Raw genomic sequence first — 16789 nt, 5'->3', positions numbered from 1 at the left:
GTTCACAGGTTGTCCCAAAGGTCGCGGACATCGCGCCCGGCAATGCGGATCATCAGCAGGCTCAAGGCCGCCAGGGCGAACAGGCCGATGCCCGGGAGTACGTCCAGCAAGCCGGCGAGCTTGATCACCGCCACCAGCGCGCCCAGCAGGCACACTTCCAGCATGCTCCAGGGTCGCAGGGTTTCCAGGCTGCGCATGCACAGGTTGAACCCCGGCGCCCGCTGTTGGAGGTGGGCATGGCCCAGCACCCAGATCAGGAGCGCCAGTTGGAAGGCCGGCGCGATAATGATTGCCACCGCCGTCACCAGGGCGATGAAGGTGATCGGCCCATGGCTCAGCGCCACGATGGAATCCCATAACGTCGCGCTGTTGCTCAGGCCCTGGAGGCGGATACTCATGATCGGGTAGATGTTGGCGAAGGCCCACAACACCGCGGCCGTCACGCTCAAGGCCAGGCGCTGCTCGATGGTCAGGCCGTTGTGGCGCTGGATCACCGCGTGGCAGCGCACGCACGAGGCTTTCTGGTGCGCAGCGAGCACCACCGGCTCGTACACCGCATCGCAATGTTCACAAATGATCAATCGGTCGGTGTCGGCCATCGGGATGCTCGCAGGAACAACCCCTTCAATATAGAAGTGCCTTGGGAATGAGCAACCCGTCCGAACGGATCATTCCCCGCGAATGTATTGCTCCAGTTGTCTGATCAGATCGGCCTGTTCGGCGATGGCTTCCTTGACCAGGTCGCCGATGGACAGCAGGCCGACCAGTTTGCCGTCCTCTACCACTGGCAAATGCCGCAGGTGTTTTTCGGTCATGATGCTCAGGCAGGTCTCGACATTCTGGTGCGGGTCGATGGTGATCACGGGGGAGACCATGATGTCACTGACCTTCGTGCCCACCGATGAGCGACCGCGCAAGACCATTTTGCGGGCATAGTCGCGCTCGCTGATGATCCCCAGCACTTCATCGTTCTTCACCACCAGCAAGGCTCCGACGTTCTTCTCGGCCATGCGCATCAGGGCCTGCAATACCATGTCGTCCGGTGAGATGGTGTGCACTTGCTGGTTCTTCTCATCTTTTAGCCGGAGCAACTGCGCGACGGTTTTCATGGGGGAGCCTCAGGTGTTGTTTTTGCTGGTTGTTAAAGCATCGTAGACCCAACGGCGCAGAGCAAGCGGTAAAGCGGCGGCCAGTCGTCCAAAAGCGTCATTGCCGGTGAATTTCCCCCGAACTACGGGTGGGCGCTGTTGTGGCGAGGGAGCTTGCTCCCGCTGGGCTGCGCAGCGGCCCCTTTTTGCGATCGCTGCGCGATCGAGCGGGAGCAAGCTCCCTCGCCACAAAAGCAGTTCGGTGAAGTAACAGTTGGGCAGGTGAAGTTCCCTCGCCACAGGTAGAATCGTCGCTTACGTAGAATTCGAGGTTGCAGCGGTGGATTTACAGCAGGGCTTCGTCCTGACCCGGCATTGGCGCGATACCCCGGCCGGCACCGAAGTCGAGTTCTGGCTGGCGACCGACGCCGGTCCCCGGCGCGTGCGCCTGCCGGTGCAGACGTCGGTGGCCTTTGTGCCGCAGATCCAGCGCGGCCAGCTCGAAGCCTTGCTGCAAGGCGAGAAGGAGGTAGAGCTACGCCCTTTGGACCTGCTGGATTTCGAGCATCGTCCGGTGCTGGGGCTATATTGCCAGCAACATGCCCAACTGATGCGCCTGGACAGCACCTTGCGCCGCGCCGGCGTGGAGGTGTTCGAAGCGGACATCCGGCCGCCGGAGCGCTACCTGATGGAGCGCTTCATCACCGCCCCGGTCTGGTTTGGCGGTACGCCGGCCGCCGATGGCCTGCTGGTCGATGCCCAGATGAAACCGGCGCCCGAATACCGTCCACCGTTGCGCCTGGTGTCCCTGGACATCGAAACCACCGCCCAGGGCGAATTGTATTCCATCGCCCTGGAAGGCTGCGGCGAGCGCCAGGTCTACATGCTCGGGCCAGCCAATGGCGACGACACTGGCGTGGATTTCCAGTTGGAATACTGCGAATCGCGCACGGTACTGCTGAAAAAACTCAACGACTGGCTCGCCCGTTTCGACCCTGACGCGATCATTGGTTGGAACCTGGTGCAGTTCGACCTGCGGGTGCTGCATGAACACGCCCGGCGCCTGGCCGTGCCGTTGCGCCTGGGGCGTGGTGGCGAAGAGATGCAATGGCGCGAGCACGGCGCGCGCAAGAATCACTTCTTCGCCTCGGCCGCTGGCCGGTTGCTCATCGACGGTATCGAGTCCCTGCGTTCGGCGACCTGGAGTTTCCCCTCGTTCAGCCTGGAAAACGTTGCCCAGACGCTCTTGGGGGAGGGCAAGTCCATCGATAACCCGTACCAGCGCATGGACGAGATCAATCGCATGTTCGCCGAGGACAAGCCGGCCCTGGCCCGCTACAACCTCAAGGACTGTGAACTGGTGACGCGGATCTTCGCCAAGACCGAATTGCTCACGTTTCTCTTGGAGCGGGCCAGCGTCACCGGTCTGCCGGCGGACCGCAGCGGGGGCTCGGTGGCGGCCTTCACGCACCTGTACATGCCGCTGATGCATCGCCAAGGGTTTGTTGCACCCAACCTGGGCCAGCGCCCGCCCGAGGCCAGCCCGGGTGGGTTTGTCATGGATTCCCAGCCGGGGCTCTACGAGTCGGTGTTGGTGCTGGACTACAAGAGCCTGTATCCATCGATCATCCGCACCTTCCTGATTGACCCGGTGGGCTTGATCGAAGGGCTGCGCCACCCGGATGATCAGGAATCGGTGCCAGGCTTTCGCGGGGCGCGCTTCTCCCGTACTCGACATTGCCTGCCGGCCATCGTGGCGCGGATCTCCGAAGGCCGGGAGACCGCCAAGCGCGAGCACAATGCGCCGCTGTCCCAAGCGTTGAAAATCATCATGAACGCCTTTTATGGCGTGCTCGGTTCCAGTGGCTGCCGTTTCTTCGATACGCGCCTGGCCTCGTCCATCACCCTGCGTGGCCACCAGATCATGCAGCACACCCGCCAGTTGATCGAAGCCCAGGGGCATGTGGTGATCTATGGCGATACCGATTCCACGTTCGTCTGGCTGCGCCGGGCCCATGGCCAGGAGGAAGCGGCCAGGATCGGTCGCGAGTTGGTGGCCCACGTCAACCAATGGTGGCGGGGGCAGGTGCGCGATGAATTCGGGTTGGAGAGTGCGCTGGAGCTGCAGTTCGAAACGCATTTCAAGCGTTTTCTGATGCCGACCATCCGCGGCGCCGAGGAGGGCAGCAAGAAACGCTATGCCGGGCTGGTGACTCGCGCCGACGGCAGCGACGAAATTGTCTACAAGGGCCTGGAAACCGTGCGCACCGACTGGTCGCCGCTGGCCCGGCAATTCCAGCAGGAGCTGTACGGGCGGATCTTCCACCGCAAGCCCTATCAGGATTATGTGCGCGATTATGTGCAGCAGACCCTGTCCGGTGCGTTCGATGAACGGTTGGTCTACCGCAAGCGTCTGCGTCGGCCTCTGGAAGACTACGAACGCAACGTTCCACCCCATGTGCGGGCCGCGCGGCTGGCCGATGAGTTCAACCAGCGCCAGGGCCGCCCGCGGCAATACCAGAATGGTGGCTGGATCAGCTACGTCATCACCGTTGCCGGCCCCGAACCGCTGGAAATCCGCAGCGCGTCAATCGATTACGACCACTACGTGACCAAACAGCTACAGCCGGTGGCGGATGCGATCCTGCCGTTTGTGGATGATGATTTTTCGACGTTGGTGGGGGGGCAGATGGGGTTGTTCTAATGGCTGTCGTTTGCGAGGCGCAGGACTGCTTTTGTGGCGAGGGAGCTTGCTCCCGCTCGATTGCGCAGCGATCGCAAGGATAATGGGGCCGCTACGCGACCCAGCGGGAGCAAGCTCCCTCGCCACAAAAAGCGTTTGATTTGCGAGGACTACACCATCGCCAACCGCTGCTTGCCCTGGGGCTGGGGAAAGATCAGGTCGAGGGCGGCCAGGTCCTGGGGCTCGAGCCTGAGGTTGGCTGCTTCGGCATTCAAGCGCACATGTTCAGGTTTCACGGCCTTGGGAATGGCAATCACATTGTCCTGGCGCAGCAGCCAGGACAGTGCGATCTGCGCCGGTGTGGCGCGATGGCGTTCGGCGATTTGTCCCAGGGTGTGATCCTTGAGCAGGTGCCCGCCCTGGCCGACCGGGCAGTAAGCCATGATCGGCATGCGCTGTTGTTGGCACCAGGGCAGCAGGTCGAATTCGATGCCGCGTTCCTGCAGGTTGTACAGCACCTGGTTGGTTGCACAGCCCGGCGCGGTCAGTTCTTCAAGGTCCGCCACATCGAAGTTCGACACGCCCCAACGGCCGATCTTGCCTTCTTCGCGCAGACGCTCGAAGGCCTCGACGGTTTCGTCCAGCGGGTACTGCCCACGCCAGTGCAGCAGATAAAGGTCGATGTAATCGGTGTCGAGCCGCCGCAAACTGCGTTCGCAGGCCAGGGGAATACCTTTGCGACTGGCGTTGTGAGGGTAGACTTTGCTCACCAGGAAAACCTGGTCGCGCAGGCCGGTGATCGCTTCGCCAACGACGGTTTCGGCACCGCCTTCGGCATACATCTCCGCCGTGTCTATCAGGGTCATGCCCAATTCGATTCCCAACCGCAGGGCGGCCACTTCTTTCTTGTGATCAGACGGTTCCTCACCCATGCGCCAGGTGCCCTGGCCAATGACCGGTACGGACACACCCGCCAATTCCAGCGTCCTCATGCCTTTCTCCTGTTTTTGAGCTTTGACGTGTGGCAGCAGGATAGACCAAGTGTTCCCGCATGGATCGTTCCCATGCGTGGGAACGATCCGGCGGGGGAGTTATTTTGCGGAGAACTTCAACACCATGGTCTGGGTGTAGGTCTGGCCCGGATCAAGCCGCGTCGAGGGGAAGTTCGGCTGGTTGGGCGAGTCGGGGTAGTGCTGGGTTTCCAGGGTGAACGCGCCCCAATGCGGATAGACCTTGCCTTGCTTGCCCTTGACGGTGCCGTCGAGGAAGTTGCTGGTATAGAACTGCACGCCAGGTTCGGTGGTGTAGAGCTGCAGGCGTCGTCCAGATTCCGTGTCATACACCTCGGCGGCCAGTTTGTTCACGTCGCCTTTGGCGTCCAGCGCCCAGTTGAAATCGAAGCCGCCTTGTTTCGGTTCGGCGAATTTGAGTTGTGGGTGATCGGCTTTGATGTGGGTGCCGATGGCGGTGGGTTGGGTGAAGTCCATCGGCGTACCAGCCACGGGGGCCAGTTCGCCGGTGGGAATGAGCTTGCCGGTGACCGGCGTGTAGTGGGCCGCGTGCAGGGTCGCGAGCTGCTCGAGTATGTCGCCGTTGCCTGCGCCGGCCAGGTTGAAATAGCTGTGGTTGGTCAGGTTCAGTACTGTGGGCTTGTCGGTGGTGGCTTTGTACTCGATCCGCAACTCGTTCTGTTCGTTGAGGCTGTAGGTGACGTCGGTCTTCAGCGCACCGGGAAAGCCCATCTCGCCATCGGGTGACAGGTAGGTCAGGGTGACGCCCACCGAGTCCTTGGCATTGTGCGGCTGAGCCTTCCAGACGCGCTTGTCGAACCCTTGCGGCCCGCCGTGCAGGGAGTTGCCATGGTCGTTCTGCGGCACTTGGTAACGCTTGCCGTCCAGCTCGAAGGCGCCGTCGGCCAGGCGATTGCCGAAGCGGCCGATGGTCGCGCCGAAATACACGCTGCCGTTCTTCTGGTAACCCTGCACGTCGTCGAAGCCGAGCACGATGTCGGCGACCTTGCCGTTTTTGTCCGGCACGCTCAATGACTGGAGGATGCCGCCGTAGGTGATGACCGTGGCCTCCACGCCGTGACTGTTGCGCAGCACGAATTTTTCCACCGCCGTGCCGTCGTCGGTCTTGCCGAACGCAGCGCGTTCGTTGGTCAGGCCGGTAGCCTGGGAAGCCGAGGTGGCGATCATCAGGGACACTCCGAGAGCCGTGAGCAGTTGTCTGGATTCAAGCATGGTATGACCTTCCTTCCTGTTGTTTTGTTGTTGTTTTGAACGCGGGGCGAGTCCGTTACTGGTCGGACAGCGCTGAAGGTTTTTCTGGTTAGTAGTCTTTCTATTTGATGGGCGAGAAGGGATTTATAGCCATAAATAGAGAATTATCAATTAAAAAGTAAGACTAATTAGGCTGAGGAGGCGTTGCGATAGATTGAGGTTTTCTTCCAACACTGCACTTTTGCGTTTTTTGCTGCTCTATCCATGGGCCTGGAGGCGACGACTCCCATCGCTTCCCCATGCCCAGACCGAGACTCGATGGCCGGTGTTTTTTATTCTGTGACGAGATTGCGCCGCTGCTGCCTGGCGTTGTTGGTTGGTGTGTCGATGCTGTTCAGCGGCGGCTGCAGTCATCAGCAGGGGCAGGACATGGTCACGCAGTTCAGCAACGCCAGGCCCCAGGAGTTCTTGCAGACCAGCGTCGATCGCATGGCCACGTTGTCGATGCATGACAACCTGCAAAGCCTCTATCTGCTGATGAGCAAGCTTTACCTGCGCAACCCCGAAGAACTGCGCAAGTCCGGCTTTCTCGACGCCCGCACTGCGGAAAAACAGGTGCGCCTGGCCATCGAGCAGCAACAGCCCTTGCCAACCCTGGGTGGCAAGAAGGACCTGGCGGCCCTGAGCTATGCCATGAGCCCGGAATTTCTCGGCGATCGGGTCGGGGCGTTCATCTATGCCATCGGCAGCATGCTGGTCACCGCTCACGGCAATCGCCTCGAGTTCTACATGACCGACACCATCGACCCGCGTTTTGTCAGCAACGCGGCGCGCAATATCGAAAAAGCCACCTGGCTGCTGAGCCAGCGGCAGAACAAGGACGGTAAGCTGTTGCTGTTTTCCAATGAGATTTCGGAGGAGGGCAGCAACCTGAGTTTCGCCGTGGAGTTTGGAAAAATCGTCGCCCGATTGGACCTGCTGACCCAGATGCTCGATGAGCGCTACCGGCGGATCGGCTTGAATTACGCCCAGAGCCTGCTGTTCCTCAACTTCTTGCCGGTTCAGTGAAGTGATGGAAAAGGAATAAAGATAGATCACATCGATATAGGGGGTTATAAGAAAAATCGCTATGCTCGCGGCCAGATTTTTCACGCGGTCGTGCTGAGACGGGTTTAATGGATTTCGGTAATGTCGGTTTAGTCGTTGCAGGTCTGGTGGTCGGCTTCATCGTCGGGATGACCGGCGTCGGCGGGGGTTCGCTGATGACCCCGATCCTGTTGTGGTTTGGTATCAACCCTGCGACGGCGGTAGGTACGGACCTGCTGTACGCGGCCATTACCAAGTCTGGTGGTGTCCTGGTTCATGCAAAAAATCGCAACATCGACTGGGCGATCACCGGCTGGCTGACGTTGGGCAGCGTGCCGGCGGTCGGCTTGACGCTGTGGTTCCTCAGCAGCCTGCACAGCTCCCCCGACGCCATGAACGCGGTGATCAAGCAAGCCTTGGGCTTCGTGTTGTTCGCCACCGCCCTGGCGATCCTGTTCAAAAAGCGCCTGCTGCAATTCGCCCACGACCGCGCTGGCGGCCACTACAACCCCTCCGGTGTCCGCCTCAATGTGCTGACGGTCATCACCGGCCTCGTGCTGGGTACGATGGTCGCGTTGACCTCGATCGGCGCTGGCGCCCTGGGTACTGTCGCGCTGTTCATCCTCTACCCGTTCCTGGTCACCAAGCGCCTGGTGGGCACCGAGATCGCCCACGCCGTGCCGCTGACCCTGGTGGCTGGCCTGGGTCATGCGAGCATGGGCAACATGGATTGGCACATCCTGGGTTTCCTGCTGATCGGTTCGTTGCCGGGGATCTACCTGGGCAGTCATTTGTCGGGCCGCATCTCCGATGAACTGCTGCGCCCGTGCCTGGCGGTGATGCTGGCGATGATCGGGTTCAAGCTGGCGTTCTAGAACGGTCAGCTCAAGTTCAATAGTGTGGGAGCGAGCTTGCTCGCGATAACGGTGTGTCAGTCGACTCGATGTTGGTCGTCATGACGCTACCGCGAGTAAGCTCGCTCCCACAATTAGTCTCTCCCGACTTCAGCGCTCTCCTTGCGGTTGCGCAATGAACCCCCTCGCCTAAGCTTCAAGTCAGGCAGGCGCAGTATTGGGTGACGCACGCGGAACAATCGCCGCCCTGTGTACTCAGTACAGCGTAAATATCAAAAGGAGAGGCGCATGCTCATTCGGTCGTTGACCTTCGCTACCTTGCTGGCCATTGCCGGCCCTCTGTTCGCTGCCGATGGCGACTCGCCCCTGTTGGCGGATGCAGGCAAGTCACGTCCCCTTGTGGTCATCGCGCCCAGTACGGTCGACCCTGCCTGGGTGAGCCTGAAAAAGGCCTTGGATGAGCCGGCAGGCAAGCAGGGCTTTTCCGAGCGCAACATGGTGCTCTATACGGTGCTCAATACCATTGGGCAGCGCGATGGCAAGGACCTGGACCCGCAAAGCACCATGGCGTTGATTCGCTCGCTCAAGCTGGGAGCCGGTGCACAGACCAAGATCATCCTGGTGGGCAAGGACGGGGAAAAGAAGCTTGAGCATTCCGGGGCGATCGAGTTGAAAGACCTCTTCGACACCGTCGATAAACTGCCTGCGGCAGAAAAAGAGGCGACACCTCCAGCCCCACCTCCCGCGCCGGAGCCTGCACCGGCCAAGGATGCGAAAGGCGCCAAGGCTGGCAAGGCCGCCAAGCCGGCGGCACCGCCGAAGCCGCTGGAGGATTGATCCCCGCTAGCGCCGAGGGCCTTGTGGCGAGGGAGCTTGCTCCCGCTGGGCTGCGCAGCAGCCCTATGCTTTTTTTCAATGGATGATCGAATGACCGGTTTGGGGTCGCTGCGCGACCCAGCGGGAGCAAGCTCCCTCGCCACAGGGAAACTCATCACCCCGAGGCGTCATGAGTTATTGACCATCCAACGCCATCAGGATCCGATGTGCCGCTTTCACCCGTTCTTCGATCGGGTAGTTTCTGTTCGCTAGCATGACGATCCCCATGTCCTTTCCGGGCACGAACGCCGCGTACGCGCCGAAACCGTTGGTGGATCCTGTCTTGTTGATCCAGGTGCCGTCCGGCGCCGGGCGGGGCGGGTTGAGAGCTTCGGCTTTTTGTGGGGTCAGGGCCATCTGCGGTGTGTTGCCCGCGAGCAGGTCATCCAAGGTGAACGGAGCGGGGTAGAACTCCCAGCCCAGCCCCTGATTCATCCCACCAACCTTGTAGAAACCTGTATGCGTCGTGGCAATCGCTTGCTTCATATCCGCGTCCAGTTTTTCAGGTCGCAGGTTGGCCTCGAGGAAACTAATCAGATCCGATGAGCTGGTTTTCACCCCATAAGCCTCGGAATCCAGGGCACCTGGCCCGACCCGGACGGGCTTGCCGTCTTTGGCATAGCCTTGGGCGTATCGGCCCAACTGATCCTGCGGCACCCGCACATAGCTGTGCTTGAGCCCCAGTCCTGGCATCAGCGTGCGTTCCATCACCTCGTCAAACGACCGCCCCAGGCTGCGGGCTGCCAGATAGCCGTACAGGCCGATGCTCGGGTTTGAATAGAGCCGCTGGGTGCCGACCGGGTAGAGCGGCTTCCAGGTTGTGTAATAACCAAACATCCGGTCCGGATGGTCCGCCTCGTCGGGAAACTGCAACGGCAGGCCTCCGGCGGTATAGGTGGCGAGATTGAGCAGGCTGATGCCCTCGAAGGCGCTGCCGCGCAGCTCGGGGGCGAAGCGACTGGCCGGGTCGGCCAGGGACAGCTTGCCCTGGGCCTGTGCATAGGCGCCGAGGGTGGCGGTGAAGGTCTTGCTGACGGAGCCGATTTCGAAGAGGGTCCGGTCGTTGACCGGCTTTTTCGTGTCCTTGGAGGCCACGCCGTAGTTGAAGTAATGGCGTTGACCGTTGTAGGTGACCGCCACGGCCATGCCGGCGATGTCCTGTTGCTTCATCAACGGTTGGATGACGGCATTGACTGTGTCTTCAATGCGCTCCTGGGCAAAGCCTGCGGGCGTCCCGCAGACCAGGAAAAAAGTCCCGGCGAGTATCGATCTGGCAATTTGCATGGTGCAGCGTTCTCGTTGGCCTTCCTAGAGTGGGGCAATCTAGGGCGTTTTTGGCTGCCCGGCAATCCGAGGCTATCGGGCGGAGGCATGTTTCTGAGCGGTCTGACAGGGCTGCGGGAACCTTCCCACAAAACGGCCCGGTTTCCCGGCGCGACCGGACCTCAAGCCAAACCACACAAAGCGGCAGCCGCCGGGTAAACTTGCGCTCTTTCTAAAGGAGTTCATATGAGTTACTACCAGCCCGGCATTCTCGCCACCCCTGTTCCGCCTCAGGCCCGTCATATGTTTTTTGCCTTGGAATCGGTCGAGGCACTGCCGGCTGCGATAGATAAACTCCTGTTGCTGCTCGATGGCCGGGCCGTGGTCGGCTTTGGCGAATCGCTGGTCCAGGCGCTGGGGGCCCAGGTCGAAGGCCTGCGGGCCTTTCCTGCCTTGACCGGAGTGGGCGTGGACAACCCGTCGACCCAACACGCGCTGTGGTGCTGGTTGCACGGCGAAGACCGCGGCGAGCTGATGCACCGCAGTCGCGCCATCGAGGCGGCGCTGGCCCCGGCGCTGCGCCTGGTGCAGATGAACGAAACCTTCCGCCACATGACCGGCCATGACCTGACCGGCTACGAAGACGGCACCGAAAACCCTCACGACGAAGCGGCCATCGCCGCCGCCCTGGCCCAAGGTGCCGACGGGGTGCGCGGTGGCAGTTTCGCTGCGATCCAACAATGGCAGCACGATCTTGATGGCTTCGCGGCGATGCAACCCCATGAGCGCGACAACATCATGGGCCGTCGCCTGAGCGATAACGAAGAACTCGACGACGCGCCGGAGTCGGCCCATGTCAAGCGCACCGCCCAGGAAAGCTTCGCCCCGGAGGCGTTCGTGGTGCGTCGCTCCATGCCGTGGATCGAAGGCGACCGTGCGGGGCTGATGTTCCTGGCGTTCGGTTTCTCCCTCGATGCCTTCGAGGCACAACTGCGCCGCATGAGCGGCCTGGAAGACGGCATTACCGATGGCCTGTATCGCATGAGCCGGCCAATCACCGGCGGCTATTACTGGTGCCCGCCGCTGTTGGATGGACGCCTGGATCTGCGCGCCCTGGCCCGGTAAGCGCAGCGGTTTGTGCAAAGCGTGACGTGAACGCTATTCTTGGCAGCGCACGTCTATCCGTGGAATGGGGGAAGCAAACGTGGATAAAGTCATCGTCATCACCGGTGGCGGCCGCGGAATCGGGGCGGCCACGGCGCTGTTGGCTGCCGAGTTGGGCTATCGGATCTGCATCAATTACCAGTCCGATGAGAGTGCCGCGCAGGAGGTGCTCGAACAGGTCCGGGCCAAGGGCGCGCAGGCGATTGCCGTGCGGGCCGACGTGAGCATCGAAGACGAAGTGATCGGCCTGTTCGACCGGGTCGACGCCGAGCTGGGCCGTGTCACTGCCCTGGTGAACAACGCCGGCACGGTCGCGCACAAGTCCCGGCTCGATGAAATGTCCGAATTCCGCATTCTCAAGATCATGAAGACCAACGTGCTGGGGCCGATTCTTTGCGCCAAACACGCGGTGCTGCGCATGTCGCCCAGGCATGGCGGGCAGGGCGGCAGCATCGTCAACGTCTCGTCGGTGGCCGCGCGCCTGGGCGCCCCGGGGGAGTACGTCGATTACGCAGCCTCCAAGGGCGCGCTGGACACCTTCACCATCGGCTTGTCCAAGGAAGTGGCCGGCGAAGGCATTCGCGTCAACGCGGTGCGCCCCGGCTACATCTACACCGATTTCCATGCCCTGAGCGGCGATCCGGACCGGGTCAGCAAGCTGGAATCAGCGATCCCCATGGCCCGGGGCGGGCGTCCGGATGAAGTGGCCGAAGCGATTATCTGGTTGTTGTCGGACAAGGCTTCGTATGCGACCGGGACGTTTGTGGATTTGGGGGGCGGGCGCTGAGTCCTGGGGTGTCTGTTTTGGCCCTATCGCGAGCAAGCTTTGCTCCCACAGGGGGCAGCGTTCCAATGTGGGAGCAAAGCTTGCTCGCGATGGCGGCCCGACAGGCAACCCAAATATCAAAACGATCGAATAATCCGCCCCAACGTCTCCATGGCCTTTTCCGAGGCCTCGGTCCACGGGCTGCCATAGTTCAAGCGGATGCAATTCCTGAAACGCCGGGTCGGTGAAAAGATCGGTCCCGGCGCGATGCTGATGCCCTGGGCCAGGGCCATCTGGAACAATTTCAGTGAATCCATCTGCTCCGGCAACTCCAGCCACAGGAAGTAGCCCCCCGCTGGCTGGCTGACTCGGGTCTGGGCCGGAAAATAGCGGGCGATGGCGGCGAGCATCGCGCTTTGCTGTTCTTCCAGGGCGTAGCGCAGTTTGCGCAGGTGACGGTCGTAGCCGCCGTGTTGCAGGTAGTCGGCGATGGCAGCCTGGGCCGGCATCGAGGCGCACAGCGAGGTCATGAGCTTGAGCCGTTCGATCTTCTGCGCGTAGCGCCCGGCGGCGACCCAGCCGATGCGATAACCCGGTGCCAGGCTCTTGGCGAACGAGCCGCAATGCATCACCAGCCCTTCGGTGTCGAACGCCTTGGCGGGCTTGGGGGCCTGCTGGCCGTAGTAGAGTTCGGCGTAGACGTCGTCCTCGATCAGCGGCACCTGATGGCGGCGCAGCAACTCGACCAGCGCCTGTTTGCGTTCCTCGGGCATGGTCGCGCCCATGGGGTTCTGGAAACTGGTCATGCACCAGCAGGCTTTGATCGGATGGCGCTCCAGTGTCTGCGCCAGCACGTCCAGGTCGATGCCGTCGCGCGGGTGGACGGGAATTTCCACGGCCTTGAGCTTCAGGCGCTCCAGTACCTGGAGACTGGCGTAGAACGCTGGCGCTTCGATCGCCACCAGGTCGCCGGGCTCGGTCACGGCTTGCAGGCACAGGTTCAAGGCTTCCAGGGCGCCGTTGGTGACCAGCAGTTCCTCCATGGGCAGCATCAATCCGCCGACCATGTAGCGCAGGGCGATCTGTCGGCGCAAGTGTGGATTGCCCGGCGACATGTCCGTGACCACCATTCGCGGGTCCATGTCCCGTGTTGCACTGGACAGCGAACGGGACAGCCGTTGCAGTGGGAACAGCGTCGGGCTGGGGAATGCCGAGCCGAACGGTACGGTGGCCGGGTCCTTGATCGAGTCGAGGACCGAAAATACCAGTTCACTGACGTCGACTTCGGTGGACTCGTGCACCTGGCTGCTGATCGCAGGCTCCGAAAACGGGCTCGGCGCATGGGTGTTGACGAAGTAGCCGGAGCGCGGCCGGGCCCGGATCATGCCGCGTCGTTCCAGCAGGTAATAGGCCTGGAATACGGTGGACGGGCTGACACCGTAGGTCTGGCTGGCGTAGCGTACCGACGGCACGCGCTGACCTGGCCCCAGCATGCCCGAGCGGATCAGTTCAGCGATGTCGTCGGCAAATTTCTCGTAGCGTTTCATGGTGGGGCCCAGTAGTGGATAACGCGTGGTTTGCGTTTCTTAAACTGTGGGAGCGAGCGTGTGGGAGCAAAGCTTGCTCGCGATACAGGCGACACAAATCAACAGTAAGGTCGTGTCATCGTTCTTCGCGAGCAAGCTTTGCTCCCACAGGCTTGCCCTCACAGGCTCGCTCCCACAGGTGTCCGGCATCTTAAAGCTTCAACGATTCATCGGTGCGACAAAACGGCTCTTGGCGATGCTGTAGATGCCCGGCTCGTCACTGTCGGCGACCTTGAACGTCATTTCCTGGGAGCCTTTACCGGGCCGTTCGCTGAGCATCGCCACCGACACCGGCACATCGACGATTTCCCCCGGGGCCAGGCTCAGTTGGGTCTTGCCTTGCAGGATGAAGCCGTCGCCGTCCACCAGGGACAGGTGATAATCCTGGCGCTGTTGGGTCTTGTTGATGATTTTCAGGCTGTAGATGTTCTCGATCTGGCCTGCGCTGTTTTCGCGGAACAGGCCACGGTCCTTGCTGACATCCAGCGACACCATGGGCCGTTGCATCAGCGCCACGACCAGCGCGCCGATCATCACCAGCAGCACGGCGCTATAGCCAATCAGCCGAGGCCTGAGCAGGTGAGTCTTGCCGCCCTGCAACTGATGTTCGGAGGTGTATTTGATCAGGCCGCGGGCGTAACCCATCTTGTCCATGATCGAGTCGCAGGCATCGATGCAGGCCGCGCAGCCGATGCATTCCATCTGCAGGCCGTCGCGGATGTCGATGCCGGTCGGGCAGACCTGCACGCACATCTGGCAGTCGATGCAGTCGCCCAGGCCAATATTGGCCGGGTTTGCCTCGCGTTTGCGTGGGCCGCGGATCTCACCACGGGCCGCATCGTAGGAAATGGTCAGTGTGTCCTTGTCGAACATCACGCTCTGAAAGCGTGCATAGGGGCACATGTGCATGCACACCGCTTCACGCAGCCAGCCGGCGTTGAGGTAGGTGGCGGCGGTAAAGAAAAGCACCCAGAACAGGCTCGCGCCGGCCATTTGCAGGGTCAGCAGTTCCTCGGCCAATGGGCGGATCGGCGTGAAGTACCCCACGAACGTCAGGCCGGTGAGCAGACTGATGGCCAGCCACAAGGTGTGCTTGGCTGAGCGGCGCAAGAGTTTGTTCAGGCCCCAGGGCGCGGCCTGCAGCTTGATCCGCTGGTTGCGTTCGCCTTCGGTGATTTTCTCGCACCACATGAAGATCCAGGTCCAGGAACTCTGCGGGCAGGTGTAGCCGCACCACACGCGACCGGCAAACACGGTGATCGCAAACAGGCCGAAGGCGGCAATGATCAGCAAGGCCGACAGCAGGATGAAATCCTGGGGCCAGAAGGTCGCGCCAAAGATGTGGAACTTGCTTTCGGAAAGGTCCCAGAGCACCGCCTGGCGGCCGCCCCAGTTCAACCACACCGTGCCGAAGAACAGCAGGAACAGAACCCCCGCACCGCTGATGCGCAGGGTACGAAACAAACCGGTGAAGCTGCGGGTGTGGATCAGGTTGTCGGTGCTCCTGGCCTTTATCTTCGTTGGCGCAGGTTCGAACGTCTGTATCAACTGGACGGGGATTCTATCGCTCATGGTCGGTCGCTCATCAGCCTCTATCTGGCCGGCGCACTATGACCATGGAACTGTTTGCATAACAGACTCAGGTGTTTCGATAAAAACCGGATCAGATGCCATGAAACCCAGGCGCTGCGACACTTTGATGCACCCACGGATGGACGAACAACACCTTATGGCTGACGCACCGGCAGTTGGGCGAACAATACCTTGTGGCGAGGGAGCTTGCTCCCGCTGGGTTGCGAAGCGACCCTAAAGAATCGCGACGCGGTCGTCCTGATACACCGGTTGCGATGTGTTGGGGCTGCTTCGCAGCCCAGCGGGAGCAAGCTCCCTCGCCACAGGGGCTGCATTGCTCTGGCAGATAGGCTCAGATCGCCGAGCCGCTGTCCGTGGCCTTGAGGTGCTTGCGCCCGTCGACCGCGCCGGCCACGGTCAGTGCATCGGCCTCGGCCTCGGTGATGTAGACCCGGTCGCCATTGAGCTCCACGATGGACATGGCCTTGTCCGGGTCGGTGATGATGGTCAGCTCGCTGGCGGGGCGCTGTTCGGTGCCGTTGGGGGTTTCGAAATGGCAGGTCTGGTTGTCATCGATACGGACAGTCATGGTGTTGCTCCTTCTGGGGTCATGAACGTTAGGTCGCGCGGCCAAGCCAGGGTTCGTGGCGGCTGATCAGCGGTCAGGCGCACCTCTGGCGTCGCCTGCGGTCCATCGTTTATCGACTGGAAAAGAGGACGGTCCATGGACGCCTGGTGGCATGAAGTCTGGGTAACCCTGCAGGCGGAATTCGCCGACATCACCGATGCCCAGCAGATGACCCGGGTCACGGTGCGCCTGCTCATGGCCGCGCTGCTGGGTGGCATCCTGGGTTTCGAGCGCGAACACAAGGGCAAGGCTGCCGGCGTACGAACCCACATGCTCGTGGCCCTGGGGGCGGCGCTGTTCGTATTGGTGCCACAGATGTCCGGGTCCCAGGCCGACGCGATGAGCCGGGTGATACAAGGCGTGGTCGCCGGCATCGGCTTTCTCGGCGCTGGCACCATCCTGAAGAACACCGACGGCGACGAAGGTCACGTCAAGGGCCTGACCACCGCCGCCGGCCTCTGGATGACCGCGGCCATTGGCGTCGCCGCCGGGTTGGGGCGAGAGGCGACGGCGGTGCTCAGCACGGTGCTGGCGCTGGCGATCTTCAGTGTGATGCCGGTGATCGTCCGGGCGTTGGAGAAGGGCGACAAGCCATAGCCTGAGCATAAGACTTGAACATTGGACTTGTGGGAGCGAGCTTGCTCGCGATGGCGGAGGATCAGCCAGCCACTATGCTGATTGCCAGTCCGCTATCGCGAGCAAGCTCGCTCCCACAGGGATTAGCTCCAAATCGTTGACTCAAACCCGCTCCGGCGGCGCCTCGCTTGGCGGGTCGCCCAGCGGCGGTTGCGGGTCCAGCGGCGGGTCTTTCTCTGGAATCGGTTCCGGATCAGGGCCGGGCGGGGGCAAGGTGGGGTCGTCGATGTTCGGATCGGGTGTTTCGGCCGGGATGGGAATATTCATCGGGACGTGTCTCCGTGACGCACATGGCTTGAGTCGTGCTTATTGTTGTTGACCTCCTTGCACCGGCTTTGATCCCCGGATGCATCGGGGTAAATCCC

At 61.6% G+C, this 16789-nt stretch carries 16 protein-coding genes; 7 read left to right on the top strand and 9 right to left on the bottom strand.

Annotated elements, in window-relative coordinates; all coding sequences use genetic code 11:
- Positions 1-2: 2 nt before the first annotated feature.
- Both Q7F16_RS21745 and Q7F16_RS21740 read right to left on the bottom strand, forming a co-directional pair.
- Positions 3-599, bottom strand: a complete 597-nt coding sequence (locus tag Q7F16_RS21745; protein WP_046065885.1) for a paraquat-inducible protein A — start codon at positions 597-599, stop codon at positions 3-5.
- Between the two features lie 69 nt (positions 600-668).
- Positions 669-1109: a CBS domain-containing protein gene (locus Q7F16_RS21740; RefSeq protein ID WP_046065886.1), complete on the bottom strand. Its 441-nt coding sequence runs from the start codon at positions 1107-1109 to the stop codon at positions 669-671.
- Between the two features lie 319 nt (positions 1110-1428).
- Here Q7F16_RS21740 and Q7F16_RS21735 point away from each other — a divergent pair, with 319 nt between their 5' ends.
- Complete coding sequence (locus Q7F16_RS21735; RefSeq protein ID WP_409556789.1) at positions 1429-3792, top strand: DNA polymerase II; 2364 nt, start codon at positions 1429-1431, stop codon at positions 3790-3792.
- A gap of 149 nt (positions 3793-3941) precedes the next feature.
- On the opposite strand, the gene Q7F16_RS21730 is transcribed toward Q7F16_RS21735, so the two are convergent.
- Positions 3942-4763 carry an aldo/keto reductase gene (locus tag Q7F16_RS21730; protein ID WP_409556790.1) on the bottom strand — a complete coding sequence of 274 codons (822 nt, stop codon included), beginning with the start codon at positions 4761-4763 and terminating at the stop codon, positions 3942-3944.
- Positions 4764-4862: 99 nt separating this feature from the next.
- Complete coding sequence (locus Q7F16_RS21725; RefSeq protein WP_409556791.1) at positions 4863-6014, bottom strand: aldose epimerase family protein; 1152 nt, start codon at positions 6012-6014, stop codon at positions 4863-4865.
- 297 nt (positions 6015-6311) lie between these two features.
- On the opposite strand from Q7F16_RS21725, the gene Q7F16_RS21720 reads away from it, so the two are divergent.
- The 3 genes from Q7F16_RS21720 (at position 6312) to Q7F16_RS21710 (ending at position 8770) form a co-directional block, all read left to right on the top strand.
- On the top strand, positions 6312-7061 hold the full coding sequence (locus tag Q7F16_RS21720; RefSeq protein WP_046062092.1) for a hypothetical protein: 750 nt from the start codon (positions 6312-6314) through the stop codon (positions 7059-7061).
- 107 nt (positions 7062-7168) lie between these two features.
- Positions 7169-7954: a sulfite exporter TauE/SafE family protein gene (locus Q7F16_RS21715; RefSeq protein ID WP_014339233.1), complete on the top strand. Its 786-nt coding sequence runs from the start codon at positions 7169-7171 to the stop codon at positions 7952-7954.
- Between the two features lie 267 nt (positions 7955-8221).
- Positions 8222-8770, top strand: coding sequence for a DUF4174 domain-containing protein (locus tag Q7F16_RS21710; protein ID WP_409556792.1), 549 nt, complete (start codon positions 8222-8224; stop codon positions 8768-8770).
- Between the two features lie 174 nt (positions 8771-8944).
- Here Q7F16_RS21710 and ampC read toward each other — a convergent pair whose 3' ends face one another.
- A complete protein-coding gene (gene ampC / locus Q7F16_RS21705; protein ID WP_409556793.1) occupies positions 8945-10093 on the bottom strand; it encodes a class C beta-lactamase in 1149 nt (382 codons plus the stop codon).
- 225 nt (positions 10094-10318) lie between these two features.
- Between ampC and Q7F16_RS21700 the strand changes: the two genes are divergently transcribed.
- Together Q7F16_RS21700 and Q7F16_RS21695 are read left to right on the top strand one after the other, a co-directional pair.
- A complete protein-coding gene (locus Q7F16_RS21700; RefSeq protein WP_046062089.1) occupies positions 10319-11197 on the top strand; it encodes a Dyp-type peroxidase in 879 nt (292 codons plus the stop codon).
- A gap of 79 nt (positions 11198-11276) precedes the next feature.
- Complete coding sequence (locus tag Q7F16_RS21695) at positions 11277-12023, top strand: SDR family oxidoreductase (RefSeq protein ID WP_079302514.1); 747 nt, start codon at positions 11277-11279, stop codon at positions 12021-12023.
- 116 nt (positions 12024-12139) lie between these two features.
- Here Q7F16_RS21695 and mapR read toward each other — a convergent pair whose 3' ends face one another.
- The 3 genes from mapR to Q7F16_RS21680 all read right to left on the bottom strand — a co-directional run bounded on the left by mapR (position 12140) and on the right by Q7F16_RS21680 (position 15749).
- Positions 12140-13549, bottom strand: coding sequence for a GntR family transcriptional regulator MpaR (gene mapR, locus Q7F16_RS21690; protein ID WP_014338630.1), 1410 nt, complete (start codon positions 13547-13549; stop codon positions 12140-12142).
- Positions 13550-13747: 198 nt separating this feature from the next.
- A complete protein-coding gene (ccoG, locus tag Q7F16_RS21685; RefSeq protein ID WP_046062088.1) occupies positions 13748-15160 on the bottom strand; it encodes a cytochrome c oxidase accessory protein CcoG in 1413 nt (470 codons plus the stop codon).
- A 352-nt stretch (positions 15161-15512) separates the two neighbouring features.
- Positions 15513-15749 (bottom strand): DUF3203 family protein, encoded by a 237-nt coding sequence (locus tag Q7F16_RS21680; RefSeq protein ID WP_046062087.1) that lies wholly within the window; start codon positions 15747-15749, stop codon positions 15513-15515.
- A gap of 135 nt (positions 15750-15884) precedes the next feature.
- On the opposite strand from Q7F16_RS21680, the gene Q7F16_RS21675 reads away from it, so the two are divergent.
- Positions 15885-16385, top strand: a complete 501-nt coding sequence (locus Q7F16_RS21675; RefSeq protein WP_014338633.1) for an MgtC/SapB family protein — start codon at positions 15885-15887, stop codon at positions 16383-16385.
- A gap of 141 nt (positions 16386-16526) precedes the next feature.
- Here Q7F16_RS21675 and Q7F16_RS21670 read toward each other — a convergent pair whose 3' ends face one another.
- Positions 16527-16691 carry a hypothetical protein gene (locus Q7F16_RS21670; RefSeq protein ID WP_013692690.1) on the bottom strand — a complete coding sequence of 55 codons (165 nt, stop codon included), beginning with the start codon at positions 16689-16691 and terminating at the stop codon, positions 16527-16529.
- Between the last annotated feature and the right edge of the window lie 98 nt (positions 16692-16789).

Source organism: Pseudomonas sp. Lb2C2 (assembly GCF_052112205.1).
Taxonomy (GTDB): Bacteria; Pseudomonadota; Gammaproteobacteria; order Pseudomonadales; family Pseudomonadaceae; genus Aquipseudomonas; species Aquipseudomonas kilonensis.
Note: the sequence above shows the minus strand (reverse complement) of the source record. Positions and strands in the feature narration are given on the sequence as shown.

Excerpts from the sequence above, each read along its gene's own strand:
- Q7F16_RS21745 (WP_046065885.1), bottom strand. The coding sequence starts at position 599 with ATGGCCGACACCGACCGATTGATCATTTGTGAACATTGCGATGCGGTG.
- Q7F16_RS21740 (WP_046065886.1), bottom strand. The coding sequence starts at position 1,109 with ATGAAAACCGTCGCGCAGTTGCTCCGGCTAAAAGATGAGAAGAACCAG.
- Q7F16_RS21730 (WP_409556790.1), bottom strand. The coding sequence starts at position 4,763 with ATGAGGACGCTGGAATTGGCGGGTGTGTCCGTACCGGTCATTGGCCAG.
- Q7F16_RS21725 (WP_409556791.1), bottom strand. The coding sequence starts at position 6,014 with ATGCTTGAATCCAGACAACTGCTCACGGCTCTCGGAGTGTCCCTGATG.
- Q7F16_RS21720 (WP_046062092.1), top strand. The coding sequence starts at position 6,312 with ATGGCCGGTGTTTTTTATTCTGTGACGAGATTGCGCCGCTGCTGCCTG.
- Q7F16_RS21715 (WP_014339233.1), top strand. The coding sequence starts at position 7,169 with ATGGATTTCGGTAATGTCGGTTTAGTCGTTGCAGGTCTGGTGGTCGGC.
- Q7F16_RS21710 (WP_409556792.1), top strand. The coding sequence starts at position 8,222 with ATGCTCATTCGGTCGTTGACCTTCGCTACCTTGCTGGCCATTGCCGGC.
- ampC (WP_409556793.1), bottom strand. The coding sequence starts at position 10,093 with ATGCAAATTGCCAGATCGATACTCGCCGGGACTTTTTTCCTGGTCTGC.
- Q7F16_RS21700 (WP_046062089.1), top strand. The coding sequence starts at position 10,319 with ATGAGTTACTACCAGCCCGGCATTCTCGCCACCCCTGTTCCGCCTCAG.
- mapR (WP_014338630.1), bottom strand. The coding sequence starts at position 13,549 with ATGAAACGCTACGAGAAATTTGCCGACGACATCGCTGAACTGATCCGC.
- ccoG (WP_046062088.1), bottom strand. The coding sequence starts at position 15,160 with ATGAGCGATAGAATCCCCGTCCAGTTGATACAGACGTTCGAACCTGCG.
- Q7F16_RS21680 (WP_046062087.1), bottom strand. The coding sequence starts at position 15,749 with ATGACTGTCCGTATCGATGACAACCAGACCTGCCATTTCGAAACCCCC.
- Q7F16_RS21675 (WP_014338633.1), top strand. The coding sequence starts at position 15,885 with ATGGACGCCTGGTGGCATGAAGTCTGGGTAACCCTGCAGGCGGAATTC.
- Q7F16_RS21670 (WP_013692690.1), bottom strand. The coding sequence starts at position 16,691 with ATGAATATTCCCATCCCGGCCGAAACACCCGATCCGAACATCGACGAC.